General features: G+C 71.3%; 19 protein-coding genes. 8 read left to right on the top strand and 11 right to left on the bottom strand.

Annotated elements, in window-relative coordinates; all coding sequences use genetic code 11:
- Positions 1-446: 446 nt before the first annotated feature.
- The 3 genes from BSB02_RS26095 to BSB02_RS26105 are packed head-to-tail and all read right to left on the bottom strand — an operon-like array spanning position 447 to position 2,739.
- Positions 447-983: a DUF1707 SHOCT-like domain-containing protein gene (locus BSB02_RS26095; protein ID WP_084962861.1), complete on the bottom strand. Its 537-nt coding sequence runs from the start codon at positions 981-983 to the stop codon at positions 447-449.
- Entirely contained in the window at positions 980-1,798 is an 819-nt protein-coding gene (locus tag BSB02_RS26100; RefSeq protein WP_084962863.1) for an ABC transporter permease, read from the bottom strand. Before BSB02_RS26100 ends, BSB02_RS26095 begins: the two co-directional genes overlap by 4 nt.
- Complete coding sequence (locus tag BSB02_RS26105; protein ID WP_206184890.1) at positions 1,798-2,739, bottom strand: ATP-binding cassette domain-containing protein; 942 nt, start codon at positions 2,737-2,739, stop codon at positions 1,798-1,800. The genes BSB02_RS26100 and BSB02_RS26105 overlap by 1 nt, the downstream gene beginning before the upstream one ends.
- An 85-nt stretch (positions 2,740-2,824) precedes the next feature.
- Between BSB02_RS26105 and BSB02_RS26110 the strand changes: the two genes are divergently transcribed.
- Positions 2,825-3,577, top strand: coding sequence for a TetR/AcrR family transcriptional regulator (locus tag BSB02_RS26110; protein ID WP_084962867.1), 753 nt, complete (start codon positions 2,825-2,827; stop codon positions 3,575-3,577).
- A 23-nt stretch (positions 3,578-3,600) separates the two neighbouring features.
- Here BSB02_RS26110 and BSB02_RS26115 read toward each other — a convergent pair whose 3' ends face one another.
- From BSB02_RS26115 to BSB02_RS26130, 4 genes are all read right to left on the bottom strand, one after another.
- Positions 3,601-4,065 (bottom strand): MarR family winged helix-turn-helix transcriptional regulator, encoded by a 465-nt coding sequence (locus tag BSB02_RS26115; RefSeq protein WP_084962869.1) that lies wholly within the window; start codon positions 4,063-4,065, stop codon positions 3,601-3,603.
- A gap of 14 nt (positions 4,066-4,079) precedes the next feature.
- Positions 4,080-4,427 (bottom strand): STAS domain-containing protein, encoded by a 348-nt coding sequence (locus BSB02_RS26120; protein WP_084962871.1) that lies wholly within the window; start codon positions 4,425-4,427, stop codon positions 4,080-4,082.
- 329 nt (positions 4,428-4,756) lie between these two features.
- Positions 4,757-6,346 (bottom strand): ABC transporter permease, encoded by a 1,590-nt coding sequence (locus BSB02_RS26125; RefSeq protein ID WP_084962873.1) that lies wholly within the window; start codon positions 6,344-6,346, stop codon positions 4,757-4,759.
- Positions 6,343-7,224 (bottom strand): ABC transporter ATP-binding protein, encoded by an 882-nt coding sequence (locus BSB02_RS26130; RefSeq protein ID WP_084962875.1) that lies wholly within the window; start codon positions 7,222-7,224, stop codon positions 6,343-6,345. Before BSB02_RS26130 ends, BSB02_RS26125 begins: the two co-directional genes overlap by 4 nt.
- A 234-nt stretch (positions 7,225-7,458) precedes the next feature.
- On the opposite strand from BSB02_RS26130, the gene BSB02_RS39920 reads away from it, so the two are divergent.
- The 4 genes from BSB02_RS39920 (at position 7,459) to BSB02_RS26145 (ending at position 10,798) form a co-directional block, all read left to right on the top strand.
- A complete protein-coding gene (locus BSB02_RS39920) occupies positions 7,459-7,680 on the top strand; it encodes a hypothetical protein (RefSeq protein WP_143591154.1) in 222 nt (73 codons plus the stop codon).
- On the top strand, positions 7,677-8,999 hold the full coding sequence (nhaA, locus tag BSB02_RS26135; protein WP_084962877.1) for a Na+/H+ antiporter NhaA: 1,323 nt from the start codon (positions 7,677-7,679) through the stop codon (positions 8,997-8,999). Before BSB02_RS39920 ends, nhaA begins: the two co-directional genes overlap by 4 nt.
- A gap of 144 nt (positions 9,000-9,143) precedes the next feature.
- Complete coding sequence (locus tag BSB02_RS26140; protein WP_338064360.1) at positions 9,144-9,629, top strand: cation:proton antiporter regulatory subunit; 486 nt, start codon at positions 9,144-9,146, stop codon at positions 9,627-9,629.
- An 8-nt stretch (positions 9,630-9,637) separates the two neighbouring features.
- Positions 9,638-10,798, top strand: a complete 1,161-nt coding sequence (locus BSB02_RS26145; protein WP_084962879.1) for a cation:proton antiporter — start codon at positions 9,638-9,640, stop codon at positions 10,796-10,798.
- 330 nt (positions 10,799-11,128) lie between these two features.
- Here BSB02_RS26145 and BSB02_RS26150 read toward each other — a convergent pair whose 3' ends face one another.
- On the bottom strand, positions 11,129-11,566 hold the full coding sequence (locus BSB02_RS26150; RefSeq protein WP_084962881.1) for a GbsR/MarR family transcriptional regulator: 438 nt from the start codon (positions 11,564-11,566) through the stop codon (positions 11,129-11,131).
- Between the two features lie 72 nt (positions 11,567-11,638).
- Here BSB02_RS26150 and BSB02_RS26155 point away from each other — a divergent pair, with 72 nt between their 5' ends.
- On the top strand, positions 11,639-12,277 hold the full coding sequence (locus tag BSB02_RS26155) for a DUF998 domain-containing protein (RefSeq protein ID WP_084962884.1): 639 nt from the start codon (positions 11,639-11,641) through the stop codon (positions 12,275-12,277).
- A gap of 106 nt (positions 12,278-12,383) precedes the next feature.
- On the opposite strand, the gene BSB02_RS26160 is transcribed toward BSB02_RS26155, so the two are convergent.
- Positions 12,384-13,676 (bottom strand): ArsB/NhaD family transporter, encoded by a 1,293-nt coding sequence (locus BSB02_RS26160; RefSeq protein WP_084962886.1) that lies wholly within the window; start codon positions 13,674-13,676, stop codon positions 12,384-12,386.
- Between the two features lie 257 nt (positions 13,677-13,933).
- Between BSB02_RS26160 and BSB02_RS26165 the strand changes: the two genes are divergently transcribed.
- Positions 13,934-17,014: an AfsR/SARP family transcriptional regulator gene (locus tag BSB02_RS26165; RefSeq protein WP_240506662.1), complete on the top strand. Its 3,081-nt coding sequence runs from the start codon at positions 13,934-13,936 to the stop codon at positions 17,012-17,014.
- On the opposite strand, the gene BSB02_RS26170 is transcribed toward BSB02_RS26165, so the two are convergent.
- Together BSB02_RS26170 and BSB02_RS26175 are read right to left on the bottom strand one after the other, a co-directional pair.
- Positions 16,998-17,747, bottom strand: a complete 750-nt coding sequence (locus tag BSB02_RS26170) for an ABC transporter permease (RefSeq protein WP_084962890.1) — start codon at positions 17,745-17,747, stop codon at positions 16,998-17,000. The genes BSB02_RS26165 and BSB02_RS26170 overlap by 17 nt on opposite strands.
- Positions 17,744-18,694, bottom strand: a complete 951-nt coding sequence (locus tag BSB02_RS26175; RefSeq protein WP_084962998.1) for an ATP-binding cassette domain-containing protein — start codon at positions 18,692-18,694, stop codon at positions 17,744-17,746. The genes BSB02_RS26170 and BSB02_RS26175 overlap by 4 nt, the downstream gene beginning before the upstream one ends.
- A 187-nt stretch (positions 18,695-18,881) precedes the next feature.
- Here BSB02_RS26175 and BSB02_RS26180 point away from each other — a divergent pair, with 187 nt between their 5' ends.
- Positions 18,882-19,289, top strand: coding sequence for a hypothetical protein (locus BSB02_RS26180; RefSeq protein WP_084962892.1), 408 nt, complete (start codon positions 18,882-18,884; stop codon positions 19,287-19,289).
- The last annotated feature ends 43 nt before the right edge of the window (positions 19,290-19,332 follow it).

The following is a 19,332-nucleotide window of genomic DNA, read 5'->3' on the forward strand; positions in this document are numbered from 1 at the left end:
CGGCCGATGACGATCTCCGAGTGATCCATATGGTCATCCTCTCCGAGGGGACATGCATCCAGGCTCTATCACCAATTTGGAAAGTCTCGGCTCGTGACCGCCTGAACTCCCGCGCCGCCGGTCAAGCCATTGGCCGCCTGTGCCGCGACTCCGCCAATCACCCTCGATCACCCTGCTATCGGGCACGAGATGGCACGGTGGAACCAGGGAGACCTCCCTGACGATGTCGCCGACCAAGTGGTCTCCACTGTGGCTGAGCAGATAACGGCGCATACGGGCATTCCCGCAACCTGGGTACTCCTGAGCCAGTAGGTCTACGCAGATCTGGTCATGTCCCCTCGCATGACTCTCGGAATGGTTCCCAAAAGGACCGGGCAGCCGCCTCTCACCATCCTGTGCACGATCTTCCCGGAGTCGAGGCCCACCGGAGGCGTCCGCATGGGGCCTCAGCGCCGCGCGTGGCGGATCTTCAACCGCCCCAGCCCCACGGTCCCGGAGATCCGGATCCTCGGCCCGCCGGAGCGGGAACGCCGCCGGGTCCTGTAACGCAGGTCCTTCCACCCGGTGCGCAGCCCCTCGACGTCGACGATCGCGTCGCGAGGCACCGTGATGCCGGCCCCGCCGGTACCGAGGTGCAGCTCGATGTCGACCACCGGATGCTCGAAGACCGCACGGGACAGGTCCAGGCGCACCCTCCCCAATGCCGACTCGACCTTGAGGAAGCGAGGCACCCGCCATGCGCCGCGCCGCCGGATCCGTCCGCTGACGGCGGCGATCGTGGACGCGGCGCCCGCCTTCTCCGGGAGCGAGATCAGAGCCGACGCGAGCTCGCCGGGCGTCTTGGCGGTGAGCGCCTGGTGGAGGCGTGCGTCCAGCTCCTCGTGCGAGATGTGCCCTTCGGCGTACGCCTCCTGCAGCCGCAGCACCGCCGCGTCGCGGTCCTCTTCGCTGATCGGCGGCGGCCCACCGGCCCGGCCGGTCACCGTCCCCTGCGCATGAAGGCGCGGAGCGACAGCGGGACGAACACCGCCAGCAGCGCGGCCGACCAGAGCAGGACGGCGGCCACCGGGTGCGCGAGCGGCCAGGCCACGTCGCCGGACGGGACGCCCGGGTTGCCGAACAGCTCCCGGGAGGCGGCGGTGAGCGCGCTCACCGGGTTCCAGTCGGCCAGGAACCGCAGCCATCCCGGCATGCCGCCGGTCGGCACGAAAGCGTTGGACACCATCGTGAACGGCAGGAACAGCGGCACCAGCGCGTTGGCGGCCTCCTCGTTCCTCACCGCCAGGCCCACATAGACGCCCACCCAGCTCAGCGCGTACCGCAGCACGGTCATCAGCAGGAACGCCTCGACGGTGGGGACCAGGCCGCGGTGCGGCTGCCAGCCCACCAGCAGGCCCGTGCCCACCATGACGGCCAGGAACGCCAGGCCGACCAGCAGGTCGGCGCCGGTCTGCCCGAACGGCACCGCCAGGCGCGCCATCGGCATGGAGCGGAACCGGTCCATCACGCCGCGGGAGGCGTCGGCGGCCACCCGGGCCATGACGCCCTGCGCGGCCGTGAAGGTCACCATCGCGAACAGGCCGGGCATGAGGTACTCGCGGTAGTCGCCGCCGCCCGGCACCTGGATCGCGCTGCCGAAGACGTACCCGAACAGCACCACCATGACGGCCGGGAAGACCAGCGCGGCGACGAGCTCCCCGGGCTGCCGGCGCAGCCGTCCCAGCTCGCGGCCGACCAGGGTCAGCCCGTCGGCGAACGTCCAGCGCAGGCGGCCCAGCGGCGAGGAGAGGGCGGTCATCAGACGTGCTCCTTCCGGTCGGTGAGGCGCAGGAACACCTCGTCGAGGGTGGGACGGCGCAGCCGTACGTCGGCCGCCTCGACCCCGGCGCGGTCGAGCTCGCGCACGATGTCGGCGAGCCGGAAACCGCCGGCGGGCAGGGCGACGCTGAGCCGGCCGGCGTCCGTCACCGCGGGATCGGTCCCTGCCAGGGCATGCAGTACGGCTGCCGCCGCAGGCAACGCGGCGGGGTCTTCGAGGACGACGTCGAGGCGGTCCCCGATCGTGGCCTTCAGCTCGTCGGGCGTGCCGGTGGCGATCACCTGCCCGTGGTCGACGACGGCGATGTCGTCGGCCAGCCGGTCGGCCTCGTCCAGATACTGCGTGGTGAGCAGCACCGTGGTGCCGTCCGCCACCAGCTCGCGGACGCTGTCCCAGATCTCGCCGCGGCTGCGCGGGTCCAGGCCGGTGGTCGGCTCGTCCAGGAACAGCACCTCGGGGCGCAGGATGAGGCAGGTGATCAGGTCGAGGCGGCGCCGCATGCCGCCGGAGTAGCCGGCGACCGGGCGGTCGGCGGCGTCCGTCAGCCCGAAGCGTTCGAGCAGCTCGTCGGCCCGCCGGTGCGCCTCGCGGCGGGACAGGTGGTACAGGCGCCCGAACATGCGCAGGTTGCCGCGGCCGGTGAGCTTCTCGTCCACGGCGGCGTACTGGCCCGCGAGCCCGATCCTCTCCCGCACCTTGTCGGCCTGGCGGACGACGTCGTATCCGGCGATGCGGGCGTGCCCGGCGTCGGGATCGGACAAGGTCGCCAGGATGCGCACCGCGGTCGTCTTGCCCGCGCCGTTGGGCCCCAGCACGCCGCAGACCGTTCCGCGCGGGACGCTCAGGTCCAGGCCCCGCAGCGCATGGGTGTCGCCGAAGGACTTGTGCAGCCCCTCGGCGACCACGATCGGATCCGTCACGACTCCTCCACTGGGTACGGCGTACGCATTTATGACGGCCAGCGTAAGTTACTGGGTACGATGTACGCAAGTAGGGGGTGAAGCGATGACCGACGCCGAGTACGTGAGCATCTGGATGCGGCCCGAGCGCCCGGCCCGCGGGCCCAGACCGGCTTACAGCCGCGCGCAGATCACCGAGGCGGCGATCCGGATCGCCGACGCCGAGGGGCTGGAGGCCGCCACCATGCGCCGCATCGCCGCCGAGATCGGCGCGGGCGCGATGTCCCTCTACCGGTACGTCCCGAGCCGCGACGACCTCGTCATGCTCATGGCCGACCGGCTGATGGGCGAGATCGACGTCGAGGGCGTGCCCTCCGGCGACTGGCGCGCGGACCTGACCCGCTACGCCTACGAGGTGCGGGCGATGTGGCTGCGGCACCCGTGGATCGCCACCGTGCAGCGGTCGCTCCCCAGCCTCGGCCCCAACCAGCTGCTCTTGATCGAACGGCTGATGGGAGTGCTCGACGCCCACGTCTCCATCGACGAGAACCTCGCCCTCATGGCGATCCTGAACGGCTACGTCGAGGGCGCCGTCCGCGAGGAGATCAGCTCGGCCGAGGAGCTCCGCCGCAGCGGGCTCAGCGAGCCGGAGTGGATGGCGCGGAGCTATCCGTACATCCAGCAGCTGGTGAAGAGCGGGAAGTACCCGATCTTCACCAAGATCGTGATGGAGGCGCGCCAGCCGCACCTGAGCCGCGACGACCAGTTCCGGTACGGGCTGGAGCGCGTCCTCGACTGCATCGCCGCGGCCCTCCCGTCGACGGCACGCCGAGAGGGGCGGGAAGCCCGCGGCGATTAGGCGGGGGTGTCACCCGCGAGGGGTTACGGCCAGCCGAGCGGGTGGGAGCCGTCGGCGGGAGGCTCGCCGGCGGCCTCGTTGAAGGCGGCCATGGCCTCGACCAGTGCCCGGCGGTGCTCCGGCGCCATCCGGGAGACGATCGAGTCGATCTCCGCGCGGCGGCGGGCGGTGACCTCGTCGACCAGCCGCCGCCCCTCGGGAGTGAGCCGCATCAGGGTCTCGCGCCGGTTGTCCGGGTTGACCTCACGGACGATGAGGCCGGCGGCGGCGAGCCGGTCGGCCATGCGCATCGCGGTGGAGGAGTTGACGTCCAGCAGTTCGGCCATGGTGACGAGCTTGGTCTCGCCGTGGCCGGACAGCACGACGAGCATGCGGAACTGCGGCAGCGTCACCCTCTCCTCGACGGCTGCCAGGGAGCGGGCGGCGATGGCCACCAGCACCCGCGAGCCGGTCAGCACGGCTGAGCTGACCATGTCGAGTTCTTGCATGAGCTCTTTCTATCTCACCCCAGGCGGGTGACGGCTTCCTGCGTGGTCGGGAAGATCTGGAAGCGCTCCGTCAGGCTGGTGAGCTGCAGCAACCGCAGCAGCCGCCCGTCCACCGCGCTCAGCGCCAGGCTCCCACCGGCCGACTCGGCCAGGGAAAGGCCGCCGAGCAGGACCGACAGGCCGCTGGAGTCGCAGAAGGTGAGCGCGGCGGCGTCGATCACCAGCGTCGGGGACCGGAACTCGGCTAGCGCCACGACGAGGCAGTCGCGCAGGGTCGGCGCGGTGAGCATGTCCAGCTCGCCGTGCAGGCGGAGGACCACCACGGTGCCGTGCCGGTCGATGTCGACGGTGAAGGTGTCCATGGTGGCGTGTTCCTCGGTAGCCCTGCCGCCGCGGCAGGATCATGGCCTGCGGCAAGCGCCGGGGATCCATCGTGTACGGCCCTGCGATGTCCGGCGCCGGGACGTCGGACGCCGACCAGGCTTCCCGGCTCACCCAGCCCCGAGACTAGCAGACCGTTGCTCTGTGCAAGAGTCATCTTCGCAGCCTGCACGACCTCGAAACCGAATGCTCACCGCCGGGTCGAGCGAACGGAGTCTCAGGCCAGATAGCGCAGCCACAGGTACGGCACGCACAGGGCGATGCCGAGCATGGTGGGACGGGTGTTCACCGCGGGTCATCTCCCTCCAGGTCAGTTGCCGGCCAGGTCGCGCCGCTGGAAGGCGGCGATCCCGACGAGGGCGAGCGCCACCGTGACGGCGGTCAGCCAGAGCAGCGGAGCGGCGCTCACGTCTTGGGCGGGAACCTGCGGCAGATGGGCGAAGGGCGAGAGGCTCCTGATCCAGTCGTCCAGTTGGAGAAGCTCGCCGAGCTGGCCGAGGAGCGCGAAGGCCGCCAGCGCCGCCCAGGCCAGGGCGGTATACCGAGGGAGCAGGCCGAACAGCAGCATGGCGATTCCGGCGAGCACCCACGCCGCCGGCACCTGCACCCACGCCGCGCCCAGGAGCCGGATGACCTGCTCGGCCATCTCACCCGTGCGGGCACCGTGGGCCGATCCTGCGGCCAGCCCGCCCGCGGTCAGGACGGCCGCGGTGCCGCCAAGGGCCATGACCAGGTGGCTGAGCGCCCACTCCCGGCGCGATACGGCCCCGGCCAGCACGGGCTCGGCGCGGAGCGCGACCTCCTCAGCCTGCAACCGCAACGCCGACTGTACGGCGAAGCCACCCGCGACCAGGCCGAGTATCCCGATCTCCGCGGCCAGGAAGGTGTCGACGAGCGCGCCCGCGCCACCCATCCGCTCCAGGATCGCGGCGAGCTGCGGGTTGTCATCGACGACGTCTCCCACGCTGGTGGCCAGCGCGCCGAGCATGGCCCCGACGACCGCGAAGCCGGCCGCCCAGCCCAGCAGCCCGCCCCGCTGCAACCGCCACGCGAGCGCCTGCGGACTGGCCAGCCTCGGTGCCGCGTCCGCCGGGCCCCGCCTGGCCGGCAGCAACCCGCTGCCCACATCACGCCGCCTGGCCGGCAGCGCGGCGAGCCCGACGAGCACGAGCCCGGTCAGGACCAGCAGGCCGGCCACCCACCACCGTTCGCCGGCGAACGCCCGAACCCGCGGCGCCCAGCCCAGCGGCGACGCCCACGACAGGGCCTCGATGCCGGCCGCGTCACCCGAGGCGCGCAGCAGGAAGGCCAGGCCGAGCACCGAGACGGCCGCCCCGTTGGCGGAGCGCGCGTGCTCGGCCAGCTGGGCCGCCACCACGGCGACCCCGGCGAACAGCCAGCCGACGCCGCCCACAGCGAGGCCGAAGGCCAGCGCACCGGCCATCGGCAGCCCCTGACCGGACAGAGCCAGCGTCAGCAGGAGCGCGAGGAGGAGGTTCGCGCCCGCCGCCAGGATCACCGCGGCGGCCGGGATCGCGTGGCGGCCGACCGGGCAGGAGCCGATCAGCTCCGCGCGGCCCGTCTCCTCCTCGGCGCGTGTGTGCCGCGTCACCAGCAGAATGCTCATCAAACCGGCGAGGACGGCGGCCAGGTTCGTGGCGCGCCAGGCGGTCAGCCCGCCGACGGAAGTGGCGTCGAAGACCGGCCCGGTGATCCCCTGCAGCGCCGGGGTGGAGCCGATGGTGACGCCGAGAGCGACGCGCTGCTCCATGGCGGGGTAGAGCTCGGCGATCGCCGAGGCGGTGCCCGCGACGGCTCCGGTGATGACGACGATCCAGACCGGGAGCATGAGGCGGTCACGGCGCAGCGCCAGCCGTACCAGCTCGAAGGTGCCAGTCATGGCGCGCTCCGGTAGTGACGCAGGAACAGCTCCTCGAGCGTCGGCGGCCTGCAGGTGAGCCCGCGTACACCTGACTCGGTGAGGATGCGCAGCGTCTCGCCGAGCTGGTCCGCGTCGACCTCGAAGCGCACGTGGGAGCCGTCGACCATCAGCTCGTGCACACCCGGGAGCTCGGGGATCCGGTCGAGCTCGGCGGCGACGGAGGTGCGGGTCAGGTGGCGCAGCTGGGCCAGGGTCCCGCTCTCGACGGCGCGACCGTCGCGGACGATCGTGACCCGGTCGCACAGCGCCTCGACCTCGGCCAGGATGTGGCTGGACAGCAGCACCGTGCGGCCGTTGCCGCGCTCTTCCGTCACGCACTCGCGGAAGACGGCCTCCATGAGCGGGTCCAGCCCGGCGGTGGGCTCGTCGAGCAGGAGCAGTTCCACGTTGGAGGACAGGGCGGCGACGAGCGCGACCTTCTGCCGGTTGCCCTTGGAGTAGGCGTGGCCCTTCTTGGTCGGGTCGAGGTCGAAGCGCTCCAGCAGCGCCTTCTTGCGGCGCTGGTCGAGGCCGCCGCGCAACCTGCCGAGCAGGTCGATGGTCTCGCCGCCGGACAGGGTCGGCCACAGCACGACGTCGCCGGGCACGTAGGCCAGCCGCCGGTGCAGCTCGACAGCATCGCGCCACGGGTGGCCGCCGAGGAGCTCGGCGTGGCCGGAGTCGGCCCGCAGCAGCCCGAGGAGGATGCGCAGGGTGGTGGTCTTGCCCGCGCCGTTGGGGCCGAGGAAGCCGTGGATCTCGCCCGTGTGCACGGTGAGATCCAGCCCGTCCAGGGCGCGTACGTGGCCGAAGGTCTTGGTCAGCCCGCTGATGAGCACGGCAGGATTGCCCGGCATGGGCGCCTCCCTGAAGCCGGTCCGATATGACGTTGCCGACCAGGCTTCCCGGCGCTCCACGATCGACGTTAACAGCGACCGCGTCGCCGCGCCAGATGCGACCTGACACATCGTCCACGCCGGTCGTGTGGAGGCATGGACGAGAAGATCTCAGGCATGCGGCAGGGAGTTGCGGCCTTCGACCTGTTCGCGACCATGGCCCGTCACTCGTCCTCCTGAAGTGGTCCTTCATGGGTGATCACGGCCGAGGCAGGTGAGCTCGCCGACGTCACGATCTCGGGTCGGAAGATCGCCGGTACCTTCATCGGCCCGACGGCTGCCAGAAGGGCGCGCCTGAGCCGGTGCGTGACCCAGGCCATGGGTATCCGCAGGCCAGCCGGTAAAGTGAACAACGGTGCGCCGGGAAGTCTGGTCGGCAACGTCGGACCAGTACCCGAGTACCTGGAGCACACATGACCCACTCTGTCCCGCCGCGTCCGCCTGCCCTACTGGACCGGGGATCGTGGGCGGAGGCCCGCCGCATCGCCGGCATCCTGCGCAAGGAGACCGTCGGCGGGGCGCTGCTGCTGGTTGGCGCGGCTGCGGCGATGATCTGGGCCAACTCCCCGTGGAAGGATTCCTATGAGGCGCTGCGCGCCGTCCGCGTCGGGCCCGAGGCGCTGCACCTGGATCTTTCCCTGGCTACCTGGGCCGCCGACGGCCTGCTGGCGATCTTCTTCTTCGTGGCCGGGCTGGAGCTCAAACGCGAGTTCGTCGCCGGTGACCTGCGCGATGTACGGCGGGCCGCGGTCCCCGTCGCGGCCGCGCTGGGCGGGGTGATCATCCCGGCTCTGCTGTACCTGCTCATCACCCGGGACGTTGAGGGCGCGGCCCGCGGGTGGGCGATCCCCACCGCCACCGACATCGCTTTCGCCCTGGCGGTGCTGGCGGTCGTCGGGCGGTTCCTGCCGGTGGCGCTGCGCACCTTCCTGCTCACGTTGGCGGTGGTCGACGACCTGCTGGCCATCGTCATCATCGCGCTGTTCTACACCGACCAGCTGTCACCGCTTCCGCTGGCCGGGGCGCTGGCGCCGCTGGCGGTCTTCACCATCCTGGTGCAGCGCCGGGTGCGGTCGTGGTGGCTACTGCTGCCGCTGGCCGTGGCCGTCTGGGCGTTGGTGCACGCCTCGGGCGTACACGCCACCGTCGCCGGAGTGCTGCTGGGCTTTGCCGTGCCCGTGCTGCGCAGCCACGAGGCCAGCGGCCCGCAGGCCGGGCCCGGCTTGGCCGAGCACTTCGAACACCGCTTCCGCCCCCTCTCGGCTGGAGTGGCCGTGCCGGTGTTCGCGTTCCTGTCGGCGGGCGTGCCCTTGGGCGGGCCAAACGGCCTGGTGGACGCTTTCCGCGATCCGGTGGTGGTGGGGGTTGTGATGGGGCTGGTCGCGGGCAAACCGATCGGCATCTTGGCCGCGACCTGGCTGACGGCCCGCTTCACCCACGCCGACCTGGACGAAGATCTGTCCTGGGTGGATGTGGCGGGGCTGTCGGTGCTGGCGGGGGTCGGGTTCACCGTCTCACTGCTGATCGGTGAGCTGGCCTTCGGCGAAGGCCGCGACGAGCACATCAAGGTGGCGGTACTGGCCGGTTCGGTGGCCGCGGCCCTGCTGGCGGCGGTGATCCTGCGCCTGCGCAACCGCGTCTACCGGCATATCCACGAGGTCGAGACCGCTGACCGTGACCACGACGGTGTTCCCGACGTCTACGACAGCGACCGGCTCAGTAGGGCCGACGGCTGATTGATCACATACCGTCAGCCTGCGGGAGGAAAGATGAGCGGCCGCGCGGGATCTGGGTTGCTGGGACCCGTCACGGGGCAGCGCGTGGGTAACCGGATTGGTACGGCACAGGCGGCCAGGCCTGGTTGGGAGCGGATGGGACAGATGGTGGAGATCGAGCAGACGGCGCTACCGGGCATCGGCTTGCGGCATGAGTTCACCACACGGTCCGGGCGGCGCATCGGAATCGTCTCCCACCGCACCGGCCGCCGCGACCTGGTGATCTACGACCGGAACGACCCCGACCGCGCCGGCGAGAGCGTCACGCTGAATGACGAGGAAGCCGATGCGTTGGCCGAACTGCTCGGCGCGCCCCGGGTCGTGCAACGCCTCAACGACCTGCACCGTGAAGTCGAGGGGCTGGTCAGCGAGAAGCTGCCGATCGGCGAGAACTCGCCGTACGCCGGGCGCCCGATGGGAGATGCGCGGGTGCGCACCCGCACCGGCGCCTCCATCGTCGCGGTCGTGCGCGGCGCACACGTGGTCACCAGCCCGGCTCCGGACTTCGTGCTGGCCGCGGGTGACTTGGTGGTCGTGGTGGGCAGCGCCGAGGCAGTCAACGCCGTCGCCGACATCCTGGCCCAGGGATAGGCCTACGGGTGCACCACACCGCACTGCTGTTTGTGGAGTTCGGCGCGATCGTCCTGGGGCTGGGCCTGCTCGGCGCCCTGGCGCTGCGCGCGGGTATCTCCCCGATCCCGCTGTACCTGATCGCCGGCCTGGCGTTCGGCACCGGCGGCATCCTGCCGCTGGCAACCAGCGAGGAGTTTGTCGCAGTCGGTGCGGAGATCGGCGTGGTGTTGCTGCTGCTCACCCTCGGCCTGGAATACACCGCCGACGAGCTGGTCACCAGCCTGAGGACCAACGCCCGGGCCGGCATCGTCGACCTTGTGCTGAATGCCGCCCCGGGCGCGATCTTGGCGATGCTGTTGGGCTGGGGCCCGGTGGCGGCGGTGGCGATGGCCGGGGTTACCTACGCCACCTCCTCCGGCATCACCGCGAAGGTGCTGTCGGATCTTGGCTGGATAGGCAACCGGGAAACACCGGTGGTGTTGTCGTTGCTGGTCTTCGAGGACCTGACGATGGCGATCTACCTGCCATTGCTGACCGCCCTGCTGGCCGGGCTCAGTCTCGCAAGTGGCGCACTGACGGTGACCATCGCGCTGGCCACCGTCAGCGTGGTGTTGGTGGTCGCGCTGCGGTACAGCCGGTTCATCGAGGCGTTCGTGCGCAGCCCCAACTCCGAGGTGCTGCTGCTGAAGGTGGTCGGGCTGGCCCTGGTCGTGGCCGGGGGCGCGCAGTACCTGCAGGTGTCGGCGGCGGTCGGCGCCTTCCTGGTCGGCATCGCCGTGTCCGGCGAACTCGCCCATGAGGCTCGTGCGTTGCTGTCGCCGCTGCGCGACCTGTTCGCCGCCATCTTCTTCGTCTTCTTCGGTTTGCAGACCGATCCGGCCAACATCGGCCCGGTCGCGGGGCTGGCCGCGCTGCTGGCCGTGGTCAGCATGGTCACCAAGCTGTTCACCGGCTTCTACGCCGCTCGTCGAGCCGCCATCGGCCGGGCCGGGCAGGCCCGGGCGGGAATCGCGCTCATTCCGCGTGGCGAATTCAACATCGTGATCGCCGGATTGGCCGTGGCTGCCGGGGCCCACCCCGACCTGGGTCCGCTGGCGACCGCATACGTGCTGATCCTGGCCGCATTCGGTCCGCTGGCCGCACGTGTGCTTCAGCCGCTGATCACCAAGATCGCCACACGTGCCTGAACGTGCCTGCAGGCAGATCCCTTCGCCATCATCGCCCCCAAAGCAGCCACAACCGGGCCGTGATCATCACACCTACCGATCAGTTGCGTATGCCGGCTTCAAGCCCGCCGCGGTCATCACGCGATCACCTGGATCAGGGCGCCGTTAGGCAAGGGACACATCGGCAATACGCGACACCACCTCATGAGCTTTCGAAGACCGGCGCGACGCGCATGGATGGCGAGCATCGGTTGTGCCCCGACGTGGCCCGCATGCAGATCCATCTCTAGGCGCTGCCCATGCTCGTCCGCACACGCGGTGGCACTCCGCCGTCATTCGATGCCTGCCCCGTCACGCTTCCTCCAGCGGGGATGCGTTGTGGAAGGCTTTGGCCATCCATTCGAAGGTGGCCTCGGCCTGCTTGATGCGCTTGTCTGGGCCGATGAGCCGCATGCCGTCGCGGGCGATCTCCAGGAAGGCGGCGATGCCGGCGATCTGCTGCCGCACCACGATCGCCCAGGCGTTGTCGGCCAGCCGGTAGTAAATGGTGCGCTCGCCGGGTTTGGTGCGCCAGGTCAGGAACCCCATGCCGGACAGCAGACGCAGGCTCGAGGTCAGGGAGGCGCGGCTGGCGCCGATGTCTTCGCTGATCTGCCCGGCCGACTGCTCCGGAGGGTCGCAGACCATCAGCCAGCCCAGCACCCGCCCGGCGATCGGTGGCACGCCGTCCCGGGCGAGATACATGGCCACCCGCTCGACCCACTCCAGCAGTTGCTCACGCTCGGCCATGTCAGTTATTTCAGCTTAAGCTGAAATAACTGAAGGAGTGCCGGGAAGTCTGGTCGGCGTGAGGAGACTTCCGTGCACTCCAAGCTTCTGCTCGGCAGCGGTGTCGCCGCTGGCGTGTTGATGCCCGGGCTGATCCTGGCCGACGGCGCCACCCGGCCTGGCTACAACCTCTGGCACCATGGTGCCAGCCAGCTCGGCACGGGAGAGCGCTGGTGGCTGCTGACCCTGACCTTCGTGATCGGGGGCCTGCTGCTCATCGCCTTCGCGGCCGGCCTGCGCCGAGCTCTGCACCCGGGCAAGAGTGCCACCTGGGGGCCGGTCCTGACGGCGACGGCCGGGGTCGCCCTCGTCCTGGCCGGAGTGATCCCCACCGACCCAGCACTGGGCTACCCGCCCGGCCAGCCGGAAGTGGTCACCGCGGCGGGCCGGATCCACGGCCTGATCGGCCTCGTCCTGTTCGTCGCGCTGAGCGCCGCCGCCTTCGTCCTGGCCCGCCGCCTACGCGAGACCAGCCGCGGCTGGGCACTCTACTCACGGCTGTCCGGCATCCTCGTCATCGTGCTCGCCTTCGCCGCCGGCATCGCCTACCGGCTGGATGTGCAGGGCACCCTCCGCCCGGCCCCCGCCGGTCTGCTCGAACACGCCTCCCTGCTCGTCGGCTTCTGCTGGATCGTCGCGATCGGCGTTCGCCTCAGCCGCACCGCACGATGAACAGGCCTCCATCAGGTGGCGTGCGCACCCCCGCGTTCGGACGACGTGGCCAGGTGTCGTCAGGGAAGATTCCCGAGCTGAGCCCGCAAGAGGTGGTTCCGAGCCGCTACACGAGGTAGCGCAGCCACAGGTACGGCACGCACAGGGCGATCGTGATCGGGGTGACGATCAGCCCGTACTTGGTGAACTGCCAGAAGCTGATCGGCGTGCCGTTGCGTGCGGCGATGCCCAGCACGACCACGTTGGCCGCCGCGCCCACCGCGGTGGCGTTGCCGCCCAGGTCGGCGCCGAAGGCCAGCGCCCACCACAGCACCTGGGCCGGGCCGCTGCCGCCGCCCGCCTCGACCAGCTCCGCCACGATCGGGCTCATCGTGGCCACATACGGGATGTTGTCCACGATCGCCGACAGCCCGGCCGAAGCCCACAGCAGTCCCATGGTCGCGAGCCCGAGCCGGCCCTCGGTGGCGTCGGCGGCGGCCTGCGAGATCCGCTCGATCACGCCGGTGTTGACCAGCGCGCCGACCATGACGAACAGCCCGGCGAAGAAGGTCAGCGTGGGCCACTCCACCTCGGCGATGGCCTCCTGGGTGGTGACCTTGGTGACGGCCACCAGGACGCCCGCGCCCAGCAGCGCCACCACCGACGGCTCGTAATGCAGCACCGGATGCAGCACGAAGGCCGCCATCACCACCGCGAGCACGGCCAGCGACTGCCACAGCAGCCGCCGGTCGCGGATCGCCGCCCGCTCCTTCAGGGCCATGATCTCCGCGGCCCGGTCCGGGTCGTAGCGGAACGCCGCGCGGAACAGGATCCGGCACAGGCCGATGAAGACCGCCATCAGCACGATGACCATCGGCGCCATGTGGACGAGGAAGTCGTTGAAGCTCAGCCCCGCCCGGCTGGCGATGATGATGTTCGGCGGATCGCCCACCAGCGTCGCCGCCCCGCCGATGTTGGAGGCCATCGCCTCGGCGATCAGGTACGGCGCGACCGGCAGCGCCAGCCGTTCGCACACCAGGAACGTCACCGGCGCGATCAGCAGCACGGTGGTGACGTTGTCGAGCAGCGCCGACGCGACCGCGGTGATCACCACCAGCAGGACCATCAGCCGGTACGGCCGGCCGCGCGCCTTCTTGGCCGCCCAGATCGCCAGGAACTCGAAGACCCCGGTCAGCTTCAGCACCCCGACGATGATCATCATGCCGAGCAGCAGGAAGACGACGTTCCAGTCGACGCCCGTGGACTCGGAGAAGAACGCCGCCTCGGCGTCGGTGGCGTGGATCATCAGCATGATCCCCGCCCCGCCGAGGGCCGCCGCGACCCGGTGCACCTTCTCCGTGGCGATCAGCGCGTACGCGCACAGGAAGACGGCCACCGCCAGCCAGGCGACCGCGCTCACGGGGCGACCCTGGGAAAGCCGGACGGCAGAGCACACGCTCGCATGATGTGGGCCCTCCAGGTGATCGACGACAGAACCGCCGACCAGGCTTCCCGGCACACCTGTCAACACCGTATCAAGAGCCGTCGGACCGCCCGGACATCGCCTCCGGGGCCGAGGTGGCGGTTGCCCGGTCATCGCCGCAGTTCGGCACAATTGCAGCTGTGCGAGTCGGATTGCTGGGACCGTTCGAGGTCCGGAACCGTGATGGGGCCGTCGTGGAGGTTCCCGGGGTCCGGCTGCGCGCACTGCTGGCCGCGCTCGCCCTCGAACCCGGCCGGATCGTCTCCCGCGCGAGGCTGGTCGACTGGATCTGGGGGGACCGGCCGCCCGCCGACGAGGCGAACGCCCTCCAGGCGCTGGTGTCCAGGCTGCGCAGGGTGCTGCCCGACGGGGTGATCGAGGCGGACTCCGGCGGCTACCGGCTGGCCGTACCTCCTGACGTCGTGGACGCGAGCCGGTTCGAGCGCCTGGTCACCCAGGCCCGTGCCGCCGAGCCCGCCGCACGGGCGGATCTGCTGCGCGAGGCCCTGACATTGTGGCGCGGTACGGCCATGGCCGACATCGCCCTGCAGGACAGCGAGGCGTTCGACGCCGCGGTCGCGCGCCTGGACGACCTCTACGTCGCCGCGCTCGCGGACCGGGTGGACGCGGACGTCCGCCTCGGCCGTGGCTCGGAGCTGATCTCCGAGCTGACCGAGCTGGTCGCCACGTATCCGCTGCGGGAGGACTTCGTGGCGGCCCTGATGCGGGCGCTCGCCGAGGCGGGGCGCGGCAACGAGGCGCTGACCGTGTACCAGCGGACGCGCGAGCGGCTCGCCGAGGAGCTGGGCGCCGATCCGTCGGCCGAGCTGTCCGCGCTGCACACCGCGTTGCTGCGGGGCGAGCTGGGCGGGCGGGCGGAGAGCCGCAGGACGAACCTGCGCGCCGAGCTGACGAGCTTCGTCGGCAAGGACGCCGACGTCGCCGCGGTCGGCGGGCTGGCCATGAACTACCGGCTGGTCACGTTGACCGGGCCGGGCGGCTCCGGCAAGACCCGGCTGGCCACGGAGACCGCACGGACCATGCTCGCCGAGCTGCCAGACGGGGCGTGGCTGGTCGAGCTGGCCTCGGTGCGGGCGGGCGGCGAGCTGGCGCAGGCCGCCCTCACCGCGATCGGCCTGCGCGACCAGGCCGTGCTCGGCGACGCGCGGGGCGGCGAGCCGATGGATCGGCTCATCGCCGCGCTCCGGGAGCGCGCGCTCCTGCTGATCCTGGACAACTGCGAGCACGTGATCGAGGCGGCCGCGGCCTTCGCGGACCGGCTGCTGGGGGAGTGCCGCAGGCTGCGGATCCTGGCCACGAGCAGAGAGCCGCTCGGCATCACCGGAGAGGTGCTGTGGCAGGTCGAGCCGCTCGCGCTGCCCGCGAAGGGAGCGGACCCCGCCGAGGCCGGGTCCTCGCCCGCCGTACGGCTGCTGCGGGACCGCGCGGAGCTGGTGCGCAAGGACATCGGCTCCGGCCCGCACACCCTGGCGGCCATGGCGCGGATCTGCCGGGCGCTCGACGGGATCCCGCTGGCGATCGAGCTGGCCGCGGCGCGGCTGCGCTCGATGTCCCTCGACCAGCTGGCGCACCGGCTCGACGACCGCTTCCGGCTGCTGACCAGCGGCAGCCGTACGGCGCTGCCCCGGCACAAGACGCTGCGCGCGGTCGTGGACTGGAGCTGGGATCTGCTCACCGAGGCCGAACGGCACGTGCTGCGGCGGCTGTCGGTGTTCTCCGGCGGGGCGAGCCTGGAAGCCGCCGAGCGGGTGTGCGGGGGCGAGGAGCTCGCCGGGGAGCAGGTGCTCGACGTGCTGACCGCGCTGATCGACAAGTCGCTGGTGCTCGCCGACGGCGAGGACGCGCCGCGCTACCGGATGCTGGAGACCATCAGGGAGTACGCGGCGCACCGGCTCGCCGAGGCCGGGCAGGCCGAGCCGGCGCGGCGGGCGCACCTGGCCTACTTCACCGAGCTGGCCGAGACGGCCGACCCGCACCTGCGCCGGGCCGAGCAGCTGGAATGGCTGGCCACGCTCAAGGCCGAGCACGACAACATCACCACGGCGCTGCGCGGGGCGGTCGCCGAGGGTTGGGCCCAGGAGGCGATGCGGCTGTCCGGGGCCGTGGGCTGGTACTGGTTCCTCAGTGGGCACCGGACCGAGGGCACCGAGCTGAGCATCGCGGCGGCCTCGCTGCCCGGCGAGGTCTCCGACGAGGTGCGGGCGCTGGCGTGCGGCATGGTGGCGATGTTCCTGTCCTCCGCGCCCGGCGGCGACCAGTATCAGGCGCGGGAGTGGATCCACGCGGCGAACCGGTTCGCCCGGCGCAGCGGGTATCGGAACCCGATGCTCAGGCTGATCACGCCGTTGGAGGGGCTGCTGCGGGAGCCGCCGGAGTTCCTGCCCGCGTTCGAGCGGCTCGTCGCCGGCGATGATCCATGGGTGCGCGCCCAGGCCAGGCTCAGCCGTGCCAGGTTCCGGTCCACGATCAGCCGTGACGAGACCGACGTGGACACCGACCTCGAACTCGGTCTCGCCGAGTTCCGCGGGCTGGGCGACCGGTGGGGGATCTCGACGGCGCTGACCTTCCTGGCCGATCGGCTCGCCACGCGCGGCGAGTTCGCCCGCGCGTGCGAGTGCTACGAAGAGGCGGCTGTGGCGCTGACCGAGGTGGGCGCCAACGAGGACGTGGCCCTCCTGCGGGTACGGCAGGCCCAGCTGTACTGGCTGCTCGGCGACGAGCGGTCCAGCGGCTCCGCCATGGCGCACGCGCAGCGGTCCGCGGACGGGATCGTCTCGCCCGTCGTCCTCGCCGAGCTGGCGCTGTCGAAGGCGCAGCTGGCGCGCTGGCGCGGCGAGCCGGACGAGGCACACCGGCACCTGGCCGCGGCGCTGGGCAGCCCGGAAGCGGCCGACTCCATCCGCTCCAAGGCCATGGACCTGTACGGCTACCTCACCGAGGACCTCGAGAAGGCCCGCGCGTACCGGAGCGAGGCGCTCCGCACGGCCGTGGAGTCGAGGTACCCGCCGCTGATCGCCGAGGTGTTGATCGGGATCGCGGACCTCGCGCTGCGGCAGGGGCAGGACGAGCAGGCCGCGCGGCTGCTCGCGGCCAGCGACGGCGTGCGCGGCATGCCGGATCGCTCGCTGCCGGACGCCGCCAGGATCGCCGAGGAGACGCGGAATCGCCTCGGCGAGACCGTGTTCACCGAGGCGATCCGTGACGGCGCGGGGCGGGACTGGCGGGAGCTGGCCGAGCTCACCCTTGCTTCGTGAACGACTTGCGCGCCCACAGGTAGCCGATCAGCGCCAGCCCGGCACACCAGGCGACCGCCATGACGGCCGAGCTCGCCGACGGCGTGCCGGCCAGCAGCCCGCGCACGGTTTCGATGATCGGCGTGAACGGCTGGTACTCCGCGAACTGCCGCACGCCAGGACCCATCTTGTCGGCCGGCACGAACGCGCTGCTCAGGAAGGGAAGGAGCATCAGCGGGACGGCGGCCATCCCCGCGCTTTCCGGCGCCTTCGCCGCGAGGCCGAACGCGACGGTCAGCCAGCTGATCGCCAGCACCGCCAGCACGACGACGCCGACCACGCCGAGCCATTCCGGGAGACCCGCCGACGGCCGGAACCCCATCAGGAACGCGACCCCGACGACGAGCGCGATGGCCAGCAGGCTCCGCAGCATGGTCGCGATCACGTGAGCGTTCAGCACCGCGGCCCGGGACACGTCCATGACGCGAAGCCGGTTGATGAACCCGTTCGTCATGTCGGAGTTCACCGCGATCGCGGTGGGGGCGATGCCGTAGCAGATGGTCGTCAGGATCAGCCCCGGCGTGGCGTAGTCGGCGTAGTCGACGCCGACGCTGAACGCGCCGCCGAAGACGTAGACCATCAGGAACATCAGGAAGACCGGCATGACGATGCCGTTGAACAGCGTCAGAGGGTTTCGCATCGTGTGCCGGAAGTTGCGCCGCAGCATGGTCGCGGAGTCCGAGATGACGTTCATCGTGCGTTGACCTCCTTGGTCTTGTTCGCGTGGCCGGTGAGGGCGAGGAAGACGTCATCCAGGTCCGGCGTGTGCACCGACAGTTCCTCGACGTCGATGGAATGCTGATCGAGCCGGTCGAGCAGCGCGCGCAGCGACCGCACCCCGCCGTCGCCGGGCACCCGCAGGGTCAGCTCCTCCTCGTCCCTCGTGGACGTGGGCAGGACCTGGGCCGCGACGTCGAGCGCGTGCCGATCGGCGAACCGCAGCCGGACATGGCTGCCGGGAATCTGGCGCTTGAGCTGGTCGGCGGTGCCCTCGGCGACGATCCGGCCCTGGTCGAGTACGGCGATGCGGTCGGCGAGCTGGTCGGCCTCCTCCAGGTACTGGGTGGTGAGGAAGATGGTCGTGCCGCCGGCGACCAGGCCCCGGATGATCTCCCACATGGTGCGGCGGCTGCGCGGGTCGAGCCCGGTCGTGGGCTCGTCCAGGAAGATGATCCGCGGCTCGCCGACCAGCGTCATGGCGAGGTCGAGCTTGCGGCGCATGCCGCCGGAGTAGGACGCCGCCGGCTTGCCCGCGGCCTCGCTCAGCTCGAACCGCTCGAGCAGCCGGCGGGCGATCCGCTCGCCCTCCGCCTTGGGCAGGTGCAGCAGGTCCGCCATCAGCAGCAGGTTCTCCTCGCCGGTGAGCAGGTCGTCCACCGAGGCGAACTGCCCGGTGACCCCGATCGCCGCGCGCACCTTCTTGGTCTCCGCGACCACGTCGTGCCCGGCGACGACCACCTTGCCCGTGTCGGGGGCCAGCAGCGTGGTCAGCACGTTCACCGTCGTGGTCTTGCCGGCGCCGTTGGGCCCGAGCAGGGCGAAGATCGTGCCCGCCCGCACATCCAGGTCGATGCCGTCGAGCACGACCTTGTCCTTGTATGCCTTTCGCAGCCCCGAGGCCGCGATCGCTGAACCGTTCATGGCGCCAACCATGGCGGGCCGCGCTGATACGGGGCCGTCGCCGTCCTGACGCGGACGCTGACACGACGGCGGCCCGGGCGGCGTCAGCCGCCGTGTCAGCACGGCGACGGCCCGATGTCAGGGCGGGCGGCGAAGGTGGATGCCGTGACGGGGCGCCGGCAAGCCCCGATGACTGAAGGAGAACACCATGTCCGTCACCCTGACCGACCAGGACAAGCTCACCCTGCGCACCGCCGCCTGGGGCGCCGTCTCGCTGCTGGCCGCCGCGGGCGCCACCGGCTCGCCCCACAAGATCGCCACCCACGGCTCCCTCGCCCTGGCCTCCGCGACCGGCCTGGTCGGGCACGTGCTCACCAAGGCGCCGAAGGGCGCGAGCCTGAAGAGCAAGACCGTGGCCGAGCTCGCCGACCACGTGCTGCCGGCCCTGACCGCGGCCATGGGCCTGCTCAAGCAGCAGGATCCGGCCGAGGCAGACAACTTCCGCGGCACCGTCCTCGTCGCCGTGGAAGCGGCCACCCGGGCCCACAAGGGCGAGCCCGGCCCCGTCCTGGCCGAGATGACCCGCAAGATCACTGCGGCCCTCGACGCCGCGTGACCCGGGACGCCGTCGCGGGGTCCGGTCAGGATCCCGCGACCCC

The organism is Thermoactinospora rubra (assembly GCF_002093975.1).
Classification (GTDB): Bacteria; Actinomycetota; Actinomycetes; order Streptosporangiales; family Streptosporangiaceae; genus Nonomuraea; species Nonomuraea rubra_A.

Coding starts and splice junctions, on each gene's coding strand:
- BSB02_RS26100 (WP_084962863.1), bottom strand. CDS start 1,798: ATGACCGCCCTCTCCTCGCCGCTGGGCCGCCTGCGCTGGACGTTCGCC.
- BSB02_RS26110 (WP_084962867.1), top strand. CDS start 2,825: ATGACCGACGCCGAGTACGTGAGCATCTGGATGCGGCCCGAGCGCCCG.
- BSB02_RS26115 (WP_084962869.1), bottom strand. CDS start 4,065: ATGCAAGAACTCGACATGGTCAGCTCAGCCGTGCTGACCGGCTCGCGG.
- BSB02_RS26120 (WP_084962871.1), bottom strand. CDS start 4,427: ATGGACACCTTCACCGTCGACATCGACCGGCACGGCACCGTGGTGGTC.
- BSB02_RS26125 (WP_084962873.1), bottom strand. CDS start 6,346: ATGACTGGCACCTTCGAGCTGGTACGGCTGGCGCTGCGCCGTGACCGC.
- BSB02_RS26130 (WP_084962875.1), bottom strand. CDS start 7,224: ATGCCGGGCAATCCTGCCGTGCTCATCAGCGGGCTGACCAAGACCTTC.
- nhaA (WP_084962877.1), top strand. CDS start 7,677: ATGACCCACTCTGTCCCGCCGCGTCCGCCTGCCCTACTGGACCGGGGA.
- BSB02_RS26140 (WP_338064360.1), top strand. CDS start 9,144: ATGGTGGAGATCGAGCAGACGGCGCTACCGGGCATCGGCTTGCGGCAT.
- BSB02_RS26150 (WP_084962881.1), bottom strand. CDS start 11,566: ATGGCCGAGCGTGAGCAACTGCTGGAGTGGGTCGAGCGGGTGGCCATG.
- BSB02_RS26170 (WP_084962890.1), bottom strand. CDS start 17,747: ATGAACGTCATCTCGGACTCCGCGACCATGCTGCGGCGCAACTTCCGG.
- BSB02_RS26175 (WP_084962998.1), bottom strand. CDS start 18,694: ATGAACGGTTCAGCGATCGCGGCCTCGGGGCTGCGAAAGGCATACAAG.
- BSB02_RS26180 (WP_084962892.1), top strand. CDS start 18,882: ATGTCCGTCACCCTGACCGACCAGGACAAGCTCACCCTGCGCACCGCC.